Origin of the sequence: Microbispora sp. KK1-11, from assembly GCF_006874435.1 — a bacterium.
GTDB lineage: Bacteria > Actinomycetota > Actinomycetes > Streptosporangiales > Streptosporangiaceae > Microbispora > Microbispora catharanthi.
Map to the genome: position 1 here is coordinate 74,471 of NZ_VIRJ01000018.1, position 11,686 is coordinate 86,156.

Consider the following 11,686-nt stretch of genomic DNA (forward strand, 5'->3'; position numbering starts at 1 on the left):
TGGGAGTTGTCTCACATGCAAGGGCGCGTCCCGTCACAGACGAGCCAGGATGATCGGTTCCGGCAGGAGATCCTCTCCAGCCAGGAGGAGCCGTCCCCCGCCACCAAGAACAGGAAGCCGGTCGTCATCGCCGCCGCGGCCCTGGTGGCCGTGCTGGCCGCAGGGGGAGCGGGCTTCGCGCTCCGCGGCGGCTCGGGCCCCGCCGATCCGCCCGCCGCGGGCGGCGCGGCGCAGTCGGCCCCCGCCCAGGACGGCGGGTCCGCCGGTGACGACGCAGGCGCCGCAGCGGAGGGCCCGGAGGACGAGGGCGCGACCGATCAGGACGCGACGGATCAGGGCTCAGGCGATCAGAGCGCGATCGGGTCCGGCGGGGACGGCTCCGGCGGAGCGCAGGCGCCCGGCGGGGGCGGCGCGGACACCGCCTCCGGCTCCTCGGGCGGCGGCTCCTCCTCCGGCGGGAAGAGCGTGGGCCGGGCCGGGACCGGCTCGTCGGACAAGACGGGCGGCGCCTCGAAGGGCGGTGGCGGCCAGGACCGGGGTGAGGTGCCGTCGGGCGCCGACGGAGCCCCCGGGCTCATTCCCGGGGCATGCGCCGCCTCCGGTTGCTGACCGCGCGCCGAGCCGCTGGAACCCCGTAAAACGCCCGCGGGCCCCCGGGTTCCGCACACGGACGCGGCGCCGGAGGCCCGTCTGCCCGCCACGGCAGGGCCGTCGACGTGGCGGCCGTCCCGGCCGACGTGTGCGCGGTGCGGAACCGGGTGAGGCGGGGTCAGGAGGACGGGCCGGGCCAGCCGAGCGGAAAGGCGATGCGGGCGGGTGGTTCGCCCGCCGCGTCGTTGAACTCCCGCATGGTGGTGATGAGGGCCTGCCGCTGGGACGCCGGCATCCGCGTGAGGATCGCGGCGATCTCCTCCTTGCGCCGGGCGGTGACCTCCTCCACGATCCGCCGTCCGTTGTCGGTCAGCCGCAGCAGGGTCTCCCGCCGGTTCTGCGGATTCACCTCACGCTTCAGCAGACCGGCGACGGCGAGGCGGCCCGCCATGCGCATGGCGGTCGACGGATTGACGCCGAGCTTGTCCGCCAGCGTCACCAGCTTGGTCTCGCCCTGTCCGACCACCAGCAACATGCGGAACTGCGGCAGGGTGACCTTGTCCTCCGCGGCGGCGAGGGACCGCGCTGAGATCGCGACGAGCACACGCGAGGCGGTGAGCACCGCGGCGGTGACGGCCTCCAGGTCGTCGCCGGTCGGCTCCTCGTCCGCTTCCTTTGCCATAGGAACCGTTTTTACACGGTCCCGCTCACGGCCATGCCATCGCACCGGCAATCGCGCAGGCGGGCGCGGGCGAGGCCGCGCCGTGGGGACGCCGTGGGGACGCCGTGGGGACGCCGTGGGGCCGGACGTGCTCAGCCGAGCGCGGCCAGCAACTCGTTGCAGGTTTGGGCGCAGCGGCGGCACGCCTCGGCGCAGACCCGGCAGTGCTCGTGCATGTGGGCGTGCAGGCCGCATTCGTCGCCGCAACTGCGGCACGCTTGCGCGCACGCCTCAAGCTGGGCGCGCGTCAGGTTCGCGTCGTAGCCCGTGTGCCGTGACAGCACCCGGCCCGTCGTCGCGCAGATGTCGGCGCAGTCGAGATTGGTGCGAATGCAGCGGACGAGTTCCGCCACCGCGTGCTCGCTCAGGCAGGCGTCGGCGCACGCCGTACAGGTCTGCGCGCAGTCGAAGCAGGCCTCGATGCACTTCGCGAGCACCTGCCTGTCCACGCCGCCGAGGTCGGCGGGATAGGTCTCCAGCATCACTCCGGCGTGTCCCATGGCGTCGCTCCTTCCGGTCTCGGGCGGGCGTCCCCCTGAGGACGCGCAGACCCCGCCGATGACGTCGGATCCGTGAGCCCCGGCGCCTGGCCGGCGATCCGATCGCGCTCCTGGCGGCCGAAAGCTCCCTGCTGGCCATACCCGGCGGCACGGTCATAAACGGAGATGATCCGGTCGGCCGGTGTGCTGATCGTCTTCCCGGGTAGTCGCGAGGGCACGGAAAATTCATGGAGGAACCATGGGCTGGAGCTACCGAAAATCGATCAAGATGGGACCGTTCAGGCTCAACCTCTCGCGCGGCGGCGTCGGGCACAGCTTCGGCGGACGCGCCTTCCGCGTCACCAAGACGGCGGACGGGCGCCGCACCCTCACCGTGAACCTGCCCGGCGGCTTCCACTGGAAGAAGACGCTCAACTAGCGCGGCAGGAGACGGCCCGGCGGGCGCGACCCCAGGCGCGCGCCCGCGGACCCGTCCTTACTCCTTCGGATGCAGGGCCGACGGCTTGTGCACCGCAGTCCCGCCGCTCTTCTCACTGCGCACGAGGAACTGCGGGTCCTCGGGTGAGGCGGCCACGGTGCGGCCCGCCTCCTCCGTCCGCTCGGTGATCTTCTTCTCGACCTTGCCGACCGCCTCGCCGCCGTGGCTCTTCCAGGTGACCTCGTCGCCCACCGACGGCTCTTCCTTCTTGTCCTTCTCGCCCATGCGCCCGGCCCTACCCGGGGAAACCCGCCGTCCTCGCGGCAGCGCGTCGGCATGCCTCCCTATCAGGCAAAATCCGGGTGCGAAGCGCCTGCGGGCCGGAGCCGGCGGGGTGGGGATCTCCGCAGTGTTGCCCGCCCGCCGGGATTACCCCGGTCCGCCGCCGCGCACGGTGGGAGCATGGGACGGACCGTGCGGCTGACCGCGACCGTCACTCCCGAGGACGGCGGCCTGTACTGCGCGCGCTGTGTCCAGGTCGAGGTGGCCTGCGAAGGGCACACGGTCGACGAGGCGCTCGACCGGCTGCGGCATGCCCTGGAGCACTACTTCGAGCGCCGGCCCCTGCCGCACCCGCCCTCGCCTCCGCCGATCGTGGTGCCGATCGAGGTGAGGCTGCCGGACTGAGCCCGTCCCGCTCCTCACCTGTGGGCCCCGTTGTCCTGCGCCGGCCCTCTCCGGGGGCGTACCCGGGCCGCTTGCGGGCGCGATGGGATCTTTGCGGGTGAAGCGCCCGATCGCCATGCTTGACCGGACATTGGTCGTCGGATGCGTGATCACTCCCCGGTGCGGCGCTTACCGTCGTGCTCGTACCATCGATGACCTCGGGGGAGTCTCATGCCTCTCTGTACAGCCGTACTGGCCGCCGCCCTGCTCTCCGGGCCGGCCGCCGTGCCGCCGGACCCGGCCCCGCCCGGGACGAGGGCAACCACGGACAACAACAACGCCGCGCCGCCGTCCGCGGGCCGGCCGCAATTCGCGTCGCGGCCCGGCATGGCGCCCCAGGCCGGGGAGTTTCCGTTCAGCCTCCCCCAGGCGCCGCCATGGATGGCTCCCAGCGGGATGGACGGCAGACGCGACGACAGCGCCGCCGCTCCCCGATCGCGGGCCGGGGCGAGCGAGCCCGGAGCCTCCGGCACGTCCACCAGCCCGGGGGCGGACACCGGACGGCCCTCCGCGACGGCGGACGACAGGGCGGACGACGGGGCAACCGGGGGAGATACCGGGACCAAGTACGTTCCGGTGATCGATCCCAAGACACGCGACGTCTTCATCCAGCCCGTCTTCGCTTCCGGCAAGCCCGGACAGGCGCCGCAGCCGTTCACCTTCGGTCCGATGCAGGGGGTCCAGTCGACCAGGACCTATCCGCTGCCGAGGGGGGAGCAGAAGACGGCGCAGCCGAGGACGGCGCGCCAGAAGACGATCACACGGCCCCGCCAGCACCAGCGGCCGCGCGGCTGGTGAGCCCGCCACATACGGCCTGATGGAAGAGGCCCGTGTGACCGGCCCGTCTGAACGGCCCGCCACACCGGTCCTGAGCCGGTGTGGCGGGCTCTTCCGGTGTCGCCGTCCGCAGGGGTCGCAAGGCGCGGGCGGTCGTGCGGGTGGCACGCCGGGCGCCGCGTCCGGTCCCAGGACCGATCGGTGCGTCCGCTCCGTGTCTCATCACGCACCCGACCCGCCACCCAGCAACGACCTTTCCACGACTAAGGAAACACGATCATGAATACCCGTCTGCTCGCCCTTGCCGCCCTGACCGCGGCGCTTTCGATGTCCGCGGCGTGCGGCAGCCAGGGCGGCGGCAGTCCCGCGGCTCCTGTCGCGGCCAACGAGACCGCCACGGACATGACCAGCGAGACCCCCAGCGCCGAGGCGAGCGAGAGCCCCACCGCGTCCGCGTCGCCGTCGGTCTCCGGGTCGCCCGTCGGGGCGGGCTGCTCGTCGCTGCCGGCCTCGGGCAAGGGCAGCCCCGCCGAACTGGCCAAGGTGCCGGTCGGCACCGCGCTCTCCGACATCCCGTCGCTGTCCACGCTGGCGCGCATCGTGAAGAAGGCCGGGCTGGCCGAGACGCTCAACTCCGCGCAGGACATCACGGTGTTCGCGCCCACGAACGACGCGTTCAACAAGATTCCCAAGAACCAGCTCGACCAGCTGATGTCGAACCGCAAGTCGCTCAGGGGACTGCTGGCCTATCACGTGGTCAAGGGACGCAAGGCACCGGCGGACATGCACGGCCAGCTGAGCTCCCTCGAGGGGCGCAAGCTCACGGTCTCGGGGTCCGACTCCAGCCTCAAGGTCAACGACGCCACTGTGACCTGCGGGAACATCGCGACGAGCAACGCCACCATCTACCTGGTCGACAAGGTCCTCATGCCGAGGTGACCGGTCGTCGTCCTGCGACAGCCTTACGGGGGTGAGCCGCTCGCGGCTCACCCCCGTGCCGTTCCCACCTCGGCAACCGCCGTGCGGCTCGCAGGCGGCGTGGGCGAGCCCGGTGCCCACACGTCGGCAACCGCCTTCAAGCCCCGCCGGTCGCATAGCCGGGCGGTCACCGGTGGGCATCCATCCGAGGGCGGCCGGTCCTTCCCGGCAGGATGCCCACCATGCCCCCAATGGGCGCCCCGGCCGGGGGTCATACCGGTGACGTTCGCCCGGACGTGCGCGTTCGTCGACGTCGAGCACCGGCTCTTCAGGCGGGCTTGCGCCAGAAGACGGCGTAGCGAAAAAGTGGAAGCCGGCGCCAGCGCATCCCTGGTAGGACAGTGGAGGCGATCTGCTTCACCTGGGCGTAAGTGTGGGGAAAGGCCATCTTCACGGGCGCCGTGTGATGCCAGTAGCCGCGTGTGCGCGAGAACACCTGGTGTTGGGCGACGCCGACGGCGTCCATCAGGTAGTCGCGCGGATGTCCGCTGTTCGCGCAACCGATCACGACGAGCGCTCCACCTGGCGCTACGAGCGAGACCAGCCTTGCGAGTCCCGCGCTCAAGTCAGGCAGGTGGTGCACGGTCGCGATGGACGTGACAACGTCGAAGTGCCCCTCGGGTAACGGAGTGCTCATCACGTCGCCCACGACCCAGTCCACGTCCGCCCTTGTCGCGCGAGCCCGGTCGAGGACCGCAGGATCCAGATCGATGGCAGTCACCTGCGGCACCCGCTCGCGTAGGTCGGCCGCCAGCAGACCATCGCCTGTGCCAACGTCCAGAGCCGTCTTCGCCCCGGGCGCCACGGCCTGCAGAGCCAGGTGATGGTAATGCGTGTTGTGATTCCATCGGCTGCGCAGATCGGTCGGCATGCCACAAATGCTCGCACGAGCGCCGCAAACCGCGGTGAGCCTGCGCGGTGCGCTTCCGGCAGGAGGACGAATCACCATTCAGCGCCGCGCCGTGTCACCTACCGCCCGCCGCGTGCAATGCCGTACCGGCCCTTATCGTGCGCCACGGTCGTGCCTGTAATCGGCGGAGCAGGGGTGACCTGGGGGTCTATGTCCTGAAGCGGCTGATCCTCTTATTTGACCGGACACTGAGCATCGGGTCCGTGATGGCCCGGCATCGTGCGCTTACCTTCGTTCTTGTACCGTCCACAAGATTTCGGGGGAAATACTCATGCCTATAGCTACAGCCGTACTCGCCGCGGCTCTCCTGTCGGGCCCCGCTCCCGCGGACCCGGCTCCGCTGTCCGCCAAGGAGCCGATGTCGCCCGGCAAGCAGATCGCCGCGATGGCGATGAACCACCCGGAGGAGCCCGACTTCGTCGCGTCCAAGGCCCTGGACATTCTGGACAAGGGTGCGAAGGTCGACCAGTTCTTCCCGGCGGACGACGCGGCCGAGAACCGGGCGAACGGACCGATGGCGAAGGGCCAGAGCCCCAAGGGCTCGACGACCGGCAGGCAGGCGCCCGGCGGTGGCACGGCCGACAGCCGGCAGGCCGGCACGCAGCCGGCCGGAGGTCCCGCCGGAGGCAGCCCGCTCGCCGGCGTCCCGGTGGTGGGCGGCGGCAGGCCCGCCGGCGGTCCGATGAACGGGAACCAGGCGAACGGATCGCGGCCGGGCTCCATGTTCACGATGCCCGCCACCGGAAAGAACAACAGCCAGGGCGCGCCGCAGGACGTCTTCCTTCACCCCACGTCCAACCAGCCGACGTACACCAAGATGTCCGGCAACGACTTCGCGCACAAGCCGTCGAGCGCGAGGACCGACGACGAGGACGCCGGCGCCTGGGCGCGGCCGCTCCAGGGCTGGGGCATGCCGGCGGTCGGCAAGGCGAAGCCCGCCGTCGCCAAGGCCAAGCCCAAGGCCAAGGCCAAGACCCAGGTCAAGGCGCAGCCCAAGGCGGCGGCCGACGACTTCTGGAACATTCCGGGCTGGGACTGAGCGCCCGCGCCGCGGTGAGGCGACGCGGTGGCGCGACGGAGGGGTGAGCCGGTCCGGCTCACCCCTCATCCTTGTCCGCGAGCCCTGGCGGCGTGACGCAGGTCGACGACCTCCACCAGGTCGGCGAGATCGACGTAGGCCGCCACCTCCGCGACGGAGGCGCAGTAGCCGATGTGGTAGCCCAGGTGCCGTACGCGCAGCAGCGGGCGGCCCTCGATGACCACCGGGTCCACCTCGTGCCCCTCCGAGCTCACCCACCTGCGCATGCCGAAAGAGTAGGAAACGGCGGGTCATAGGCGGGTAAAGGCACCTCTGGACCACTTGATGCGGATATAAGACTGCAAACTTGGCGAAAACCGGCTCGACCTGCGGGTATGAGGGCAACCGTCGGGAGCGAGGGACCGGGCCGGGGTGATCGGCATGACGAGCGGGTGGACGTTCGAGGGGCAGCCCAACGCCATCGGCGGGGGCGCCATGACGCTCGTGGCCGGGGGATCGTTCTGCGTGTCGTCCCGCAACGGCGACATCCTTCCCGGATCCGCGCAGGGGATCTACTACGCCGACACCCGGCTGCTGTCCCATTGGGAACTTCGCGTCGACGACGGCCCGATCGAGGAGCTCCAGGTCCTCACCGGCGAGCCGTACCACGCGACCTTCGTCGGCCGGGCGGCGCCGCGGCCGGGGCAGGCGGAGAGCACGCTGCTGGTCGTCCGCGACCGGTACATCGGGGGCGGGCTGTCGGAGGACCTCACCATCCGCAACTTGTCGCACGAGCCGGCCGGCTGCATGGTGACCCTGCACGTCGGCTCCGACGTCTGCGACCTGTTCGAGGTGAAGACCCACCGGGTGCACTGGGTGGCCGACGTGACGACCGCGGCGGAGGAGCGGTCGCTGCGGATGTTCTCGGTCAGCAAGGGCAGGGGGGTGCGGGTGGCCGCCAGGGCCGACGGCACCCCGGTGCTGCCGATGCTCAACCCGCGCCTGATCGTCTTCCGTGTGGTGGTGCCGCCGCGCGGCGAGTGGAGGGCCTGCGTGCAGGCCAACCCGATCATCGACGGGGTCGAGACCGAGCCGTGGTACTCGGACAAGCGGCTGTCGCCCACGCTGGCCCGGCGGGCGGGACAGCTGTTCGAGTGGGACAAGCGCCTGCCCAAGGTGACGACGACCAACACCGCTCTGGCGGGAATCCTGCGCCAGTCCCACGACGACCTCGGCGCGCTGCGGCTGTTCGACCCCGAGCATCCCGAGCTGCCGCCCACCGTCGCGGCCGGGGCGCCCTGGTTCATGACGCTGTTCGGCCGCGACTCGCTGCTCACCGCGTGGATGGCCCTGCCGCTCGACCCCGAGCTTGCGCACGGCACGCTGAACCGGCTGGCCGCCCTGCAGGGCACCAAGATCGACCCGTTGACCGAGGAGGAGCCCGGGAAGATCATGCACGAGCTGCGTTACGGCGCCCGGCAGGACGACACGTCGGCCGGCGGGCACGCCTACTACGGCTCGGTCGACGCCAGCCCGCTGTTCGTCATCCTCCTCGGCGAGCTGCGCCGCTGGGGCCTGCACCAGGGGGCGGTGGAGCGGCTGCTCCCGCACGCCGACGCGGCGCTGGAGTGGATCGAGCGGTACGGCATGCGTGACGGGTTCCTGTGGTATCAGCGGAAGACCGACCAGGGCCTGCTCAACCAGGGCTGGAAGGACTCCTTCGACGGCATCAACTTCGCCGACGGCACGATCGCCCGGCCGCCCATCGCCCTGGCCGAGGTGCAGGGATACGTCTACGCCGCCTGCATCGCCCGCCACTACTTCGCCAAGGAGGCGGGCGACACCGAGACCGAGCGGCGCTACCGGGAACGGGCCGCCGAGCTGCGCGCCCGGTTCAACGAACGGTTCTGGCTGCCCGACCGCGGCTACTTCGCCGTCGGACTCGACCACGAGGGCCGCCCGATCGACGCCCTCGCCTCCAACATGGGCCACTGCCTGTGGTCGGGGATCGTCGACCGCGACAAGGCCGCGGCCGTGGCCGACCACCTGCTGTCGCCCCGGATGTTCACCGGCTTCGGCGTCCGCACCCTCGCCTCCGACATGGGCGCCTACAACCCGATGAGCTATCACAACGGGTCCGTCTGGCCGCACGACAGCGCGCTCGTGGCGTCCGGGCTCATGCGCTACGGATTCGTGGAGGGGGCCCAGCGCGTCGCCACCGGCCTCCTCGACGCCGCCCGCGCCTTCGGCGACCGGCTCCCCGAGCTCTTCTGCGGGTTCGACCGCGGGGAGTTCCACACGCCGCTGCCGTATCCGACCTCGTGCTCGCCGCAGGCCTGGGCCTCGGCCACCCCGATCCAGCTCCTACGGCTCCTGCTCCGCATCGACCCGTGGGTTCCGCACCGCAAGGTGTGGATCGCGCCGGTGTTGCCCAAGGGGTTCGGGGAGCTGCGCATCTCCGGCTTCCCGCTCGCGGGCGCCCGGGTCGATCTGGAGGCCAGGGAGGACAGCGGCGAGGTGTACGTGAACGGCCTGCCCGAGGAGGTCCGCCTCATCCCTGAGGCTCGCCCGCCTGCCGCCTTCGGCAAGCCTTCCCGAGGCGCGCCCGGAGCGGGGTGAGCCGTCGATCTCCTGGGGCATAGTGGAGACATGGCCGAGGACCTGAACTACTACTCGACGCTCATCGCGGTCGCCGACGACTGCCCGGTGACCGCCGCGGAGGTGCCCGGAGCCCGCGGTGGCAAGCCCACCGTCGCCGTCCTCCAGTACGAGCTGATCTCCGGCGCGCCGTACGGCCTGACGCAGGAGGACGTGCTGTTCGAGACCTGGCTGCGCCGCCAGGACCTGCCGGCGGATCTGCCCGCCGAGCGGCGCGCGGAGCTCAGGAAGGAGTTCTTCTCCCGCTCCCAGGCCTGCCTGCGGGCCTCGCCCCTGCCCAAGAAGTACGGCTGGGGGCTGCTGTTCGACCGGGACGGCCGCATCGCGCTGTGTCCCATGGAGTCGGAGGAGTACCGGCGCCTGGTGGACGGCGCGTCCCGCAGGGAGCAGGACGGGGAGGACGGCGGCGTGCGGGTGCTCAAGGCGATGCGCTCGCGTCGCTCCTGACGCCGCGGTGCGCAGATCGCTCCTGACGCCGCGATTCCCGCGCCGCTCCTGACACCACTGCCGGCGCGCCCGTTTCGCACGCGGAGGTCACGCCGTCCCCGGTTTGCCTCGACCGACCGGGGGTACGCCTCCCGGTTGTCCAGTGCCGTCTCGGTTGTGCAGCGCCATCCTGGTTGTCCAGTGCCGTCCTGGTTGTCCAGCGCCGCTCAGCAGGGCGCGGCCGAGGGGGGCGGGCGCCATGAGCGAGGTCGAACTCAGCGTGCGGATGCCGGTCGGCGACGTCGTGCTCGACGCCGACGTGGCGGTTCCCCGGGAGGCCAGGGGAGCGGTGCTGTTCGCCCACGGCAGCGGCAGCGGCCGGCACAGCCCGCGTAACCGGTACGTCGCCAGGGAACTGCAGCGGGCCGGGCTGGCCACCGTCCTGGCCGACCTGCTCACGGTGGAGGAGGAGCGCGTCGACGCGGTCACCGGCCACCTGCGCTTCGACATCGGCCTGCTCGCCGACCGGGTGGGCGCGCTGGCCGACCGGCTGCCCGAGGACGAGGTCGTCGGCGGTCTGCCCATCGGCCTGTTCGGCGCGAGCACGGGCGCCGCCGCCGCGCTCGTCGCCGCGGCGAGGCGGCCCGGCGGTGTCGGCGCGGTGGTGTCCAGGGGCGGCAGGCCCGACCTCGCCGCGGGCGCGCTCCGCTCGGTGCGCCAGCCGACGCTGCTGATCGTGGGGGAGCGCGACTCCGTCGTCCTCGACCTCAACAGGGAGGCGATGCGGGCGATCACCGCGCCGGTCCGGCTGGAGATCGTGCCCCACGCCACGCATCTGTTCGAGGAGCCGGGCGCGCTGGAGACGGTCGCGCGGCTCGCCCGCGACTGGTTCCTGCACCACCTGGCGGGTGGAGCGGCCTCCGCCTGAGCTGCCCCGCTACGATCTGACCTCATGGAACAGCGCGTGTTGGGCAGGACGGGCAGGCAGATCGGCGTCGTCGGGCTGGGAGCGTGGCAGCTCGGGGCCGACTGGGGCGAGGTGAGCGAGGCCGACGCGTTGGCCACGCTCAACGCCGCGGTCGACGCCGGGACCACCCTCATCGACACGGCCGACGTGTACGGCGACGGCCGCAGCGAGAAGGTCATCGGGAAGCTGATCAAGGAGCGGCCCGGCCTGACCGTGGCCACGAAGATGGGCCGCAGGGTGCAGCAGACGCCCGACGTCTACACGCTGGACAACTTCCGCGCCTGGACCGACCGCTCCCGCGCCAACCTGGGCGTCGACACGCTCGACCTGGTGCAGCTCCACTGCCCGCCGAGCGCCGTCTTCGAGACCGACGAGGTCTTCGACGCGCTCGACACGCTGGTCGCCGAGGGCCGCATCGCCGCGTACGGCGTGAGCGTGGAGACGGTGGCCGAGGCGCTGACCGCGATCGCGCGCCCCGGCGTGGCCACCGTGCAGATCATCCTCAACGCCTTCCGGCTGAAGCCGCTGGACGAGGTCCTCCCGGCCGCGGAGAAGGCCGGAGTCGGCATCATCGCCCGGGTCCCGCTGGCGAGCGGCCTGCTGTCGGGCAAGTACGGCCCGCAGACGGTCTTCGCCGAGGACGACCACCGCAACTTCAACCGCCAGGGTGAGGCGTTCGACGTCGGCGAGACCTTCTCCGGCGTCGAGTACGGCGTGGGCCTCCAGGCGGTCGAGCGGCTGCGCGGCCTCGTGCCGGAGGGCATGACGATGGCGCAGTTCGCGCTGCGCTGGATCATCGACCAGCCCGGGGTCAGCGTCGTGATCCCCGGCGCCCGCAACCCCCGGCAGGCCGAGGCCAACGCGGCGGCGGCGCAGTTCCCGCCTCTGCCGGCCGAGACCCACGACGCGGTCCGCCAGGTCTACGACGACCTGATCCGCCCGCAGGTCCACCACCGCTGGTGACGACCCGGCCGGCGCGTACGGCGGGGTGTCCCC

General features: G+C 71.8%; 15 protein-coding genes. 10 read left to right on the top strand and 5 right to left on the bottom strand.

The features are described from left to right. The first annotated feature begins 15 nt into the window (after window positions 1-15). The gene (locus tag FLW16_RS24540) at window positions 16-609 is read left to right on the top strand and encodes a hypothetical protein (protein ID WP_142562479.1); all 594 of its coding nucleotides are present in this window, start codon (window positions 16-18) and stop codon (window positions 607-609) included. Between the two features lie 160 nt (window positions 610-769). On the opposite strand, the gene FLW16_RS24545 is transcribed toward FLW16_RS24540, so the two are convergent. Further along, window positions 770-1,273, bottom strand: a complete 504-nt coding sequence (locus FLW16_RS24545; protein WP_142562480.1) for a MarR family winged helix-turn-helix transcriptional regulator — start codon at window positions 1,271-1,273, stop codon at window positions 770-772. 131 nt (window positions 1,274-1,404) lie between these two features. Next, window positions 1,405-1,812: a four-helix bundle copper-binding protein gene (locus tag FLW16_RS24550; protein WP_142562481.1), complete on the bottom strand. Its 408-nt coding sequence runs from the start codon at window positions 1,810-1,812 to the stop codon at window positions 1,405-1,407. 238 nt (window positions 1,813-2,050) lie between these two features. Between FLW16_RS24550 and FLW16_RS24555 the strand changes: the two genes are divergently transcribed. Then, window positions 2,051-2,230, top strand: coding sequence for a DUF4236 domain-containing protein (locus tag FLW16_RS24555; RefSeq protein WP_142562482.1), 180 nt, complete (start codon window positions 2,051-2,053; stop codon window positions 2,228-2,230). A gap of 57 nt (window positions 2,231-2,287) precedes the next feature. On the opposite strand, the gene FLW16_RS24560 is transcribed toward FLW16_RS24555, so the two are convergent. Then, a complete protein-coding gene (locus FLW16_RS24560) occupies window positions 2,288-2,515 on the bottom strand; it encodes a DUF2945 domain-containing protein (RefSeq protein ID WP_142562483.1) in 228 nt (75 codons plus the stop codon). Between the two features lie 177 nt (window positions 2,516-2,692). Between FLW16_RS24560 and FLW16_RS24565 the strand changes: the two genes are divergently transcribed. The 3 genes from FLW16_RS24565 (at window position 2,693) to FLW16_RS24575 (ending at window position 4,672) form a co-directional block, all read left to right on the top strand. Continuing rightward, a complete protein-coding gene (locus FLW16_RS24565; RefSeq protein ID WP_142562484.1) occupies window positions 2,693-2,917 on the top strand; it encodes a type II toxin-antitoxin system HicB family antitoxin in 225 nt (74 codons plus the stop codon). A 210-nt stretch (window positions 2,918-3,127) separates the two neighbouring features. Then, window positions 3,128-3,754 (top strand): hypothetical protein, encoded by a 627-nt coding sequence (locus FLW16_RS24570; RefSeq protein ID WP_142562485.1) that lies wholly within the window; start codon window positions 3,128-3,130, stop codon window positions 3,752-3,754. Window positions 3,755-4,012: 258 nt separating this feature from the next. Next, the gene (locus tag FLW16_RS24575) at window positions 4,013-4,672 is read left to right on the top strand and encodes a fasciclin domain-containing protein (RefSeq protein WP_142562486.1); all 660 of its coding nucleotides are present in this window, start codon (window positions 4,013-4,015) and stop codon (window positions 4,670-4,672) included. Between the two features lie 307 nt (window positions 4,673-4,979). Here the strand turns inward: FLW16_RS24575 and FLW16_RS24580 are convergent, their stop codons facing one another. Then, window positions 4,980-5,582, bottom strand: a complete 603-nt coding sequence (locus FLW16_RS24580) for a bifunctional 2-polyprenyl-6-hydroxyphenol methylase/3-demethylubiquinol 3-O-methyltransferase UbiG (protein WP_142562487.1) — start codon at window positions 5,580-5,582, stop codon at window positions 4,980-4,982. A gap of 310 nt (window positions 5,583-5,892) precedes the next feature. On the opposite strand from FLW16_RS24580, the gene FLW16_RS24585 reads away from it, so the two are divergent. After that, the gene (locus FLW16_RS24585; RefSeq protein ID WP_142562488.1) at window positions 5,893-6,660 is read left to right on the top strand and encodes a hypothetical protein; all 768 of its coding nucleotides are present in this window, start codon (window positions 5,893-5,895) and stop codon (window positions 6,658-6,660) included. Window positions 6,661-6,725: 65 nt separating this feature from the next. Here the strand turns inward: FLW16_RS24585 and FLW16_RS24590 are convergent, their stop codons facing one another. Continuing rightward, a complete protein-coding gene (locus FLW16_RS24590) occupies window positions 6,726-6,926 on the bottom strand; it encodes a transposase (RefSeq protein WP_142562489.1) in 201 nt (66 codons plus the stop codon). 154 nt (window positions 6,927-7,080) lie between these two features. Here FLW16_RS24590 and FLW16_RS24595 point away from each other — a divergent pair, with 154 nt between their 5' ends. The 4 genes from FLW16_RS24595 (at window position 7,081) to FLW16_RS24610 (ending at window position 11,653) form a co-directional block, all read left to right on the top strand. Beyond that, window positions 7,081-9,258, top strand: a complete 2,178-nt coding sequence (locus FLW16_RS24595) for a glycogen debranching N-terminal domain-containing protein (protein WP_142562490.1) — start codon at window positions 7,081-7,083, stop codon at window positions 9,256-9,258. 30 nt (window positions 9,259-9,288) lie between these two features. Next, a complete protein-coding gene (locus tag FLW16_RS24600) occupies window positions 9,289-9,744 on the top strand; it encodes a DUF6157 family protein (protein ID WP_142562491.1) in 456 nt (151 codons plus the stop codon). A 238-nt stretch (window positions 9,745-9,982) separates the two neighbouring features. Next, window positions 9,983-10,651: a dienelactone hydrolase family protein gene (locus FLW16_RS24605; protein ID WP_142562492.1), complete on the top strand. Its 669-nt coding sequence runs from the start codon at window positions 9,983-9,985 to the stop codon at window positions 10,649-10,651. Window positions 10,652-10,675: 24 nt separating this feature from the next. Beyond that, entirely contained in the window at window positions 10,676-11,653 is a 978-nt protein-coding gene (locus FLW16_RS24610) for an aldo/keto reductase (protein ID WP_142562493.1), read from the top strand. Window positions 11,654-11,686: the final 33 nt, after the last annotated feature.

Bases quoted from the DNA above. Each gene is read 5' to 3' on its own strand.
- FLW16_RS24560 (WP_142562483.1), bottom strand. From the start codon at position 2,515: ATGGGCGAGAAGGACAAGAAGGAAGAGCCGTCGGTGGGCGACGAGGTC.
- FLW16_RS24600 (WP_142562491.1), top strand. From the start codon at position 9,289: ATGGCCGAGGACCTGAACTACTACTCGACGCTCATCGCGGTCGCCGAC.
- FLW16_RS24545 (WP_142562480.1), bottom strand. From the start codon at position 1,273: ATGGCAAAGGAAGCGGACGAGGAGCCGACCGGCGACGACCTGGAGGCC.
- FLW16_RS24585 (WP_142562488.1), top strand. From the start codon at position 5,893: ATGCCTATAGCTACAGCCGTACTCGCCGCGGCTCTCCTGTCGGGCCCC.
- FLW16_RS24570 (WP_142562485.1), top strand. From the start codon at position 3,128: ATGCCTCTCTGTACAGCCGTACTGGCCGCCGCCCTGCTCTCCGGGCCG.
- FLW16_RS24610 (WP_142562493.1), top strand. From the start codon at position 10,676: ATGGAACAGCGCGTGTTGGGCAGGACGGGCAGGCAGATCGGCGTCGTC.
- FLW16_RS24555 (WP_142562482.1), top strand. From the start codon at position 2,051: ATGGGCTGGAGCTACCGAAAATCGATCAAGATGGGACCGTTCAGGCTC.
- FLW16_RS24605 (WP_142562492.1), top strand. From the start codon at position 9,983: ATGAGCGAGGTCGAACTCAGCGTGCGGATGCCGGTCGGCGACGTCGTG.
- FLW16_RS24595 (WP_142562490.1), top strand. From the start codon at position 7,081: ATGACGAGCGGGTGGACGTTCGAGGGGCAGCCCAACGCCATCGGCGGG.
- FLW16_RS24550 (WP_142562481.1), bottom strand. From the start codon at position 1,812: ATGGGACACGCCGGAGTGATGCTGGAGACCTATCCCGCCGACCTCGGC.
- FLW16_RS24540 (WP_142562479.1), top strand. From the start codon at position 16: ATGCAAGGGCGCGTCCCGTCACAGACGAGCCAGGATGATCGGTTCCGG.
- FLW16_RS24580 (WP_142562487.1), bottom strand. From the start codon at position 5,582: ATGCCGACCGATCTGCGCAGCCGATGGAATCACAACACGCATTACCAT.
- FLW16_RS24590 (WP_142562489.1), bottom strand. From the start codon at position 6,926: ATGCGCAGGTGGGTGAGCTCGGAGGGGCACGAGGTGGACCCGGTGGTC.
- FLW16_RS24575 (WP_142562486.1), top strand. From the start codon at position 4,013: ATGAATACCCGTCTGCTCGCCCTTGCCGCCCTGACCGCGGCGCTTTCG.
- FLW16_RS24565 (WP_142562484.1), top strand. From the start codon at position 2,693: ATGGGACGGACCGTGCGGCTGACCGCGACCGTCACTCCCGAGGACGGC.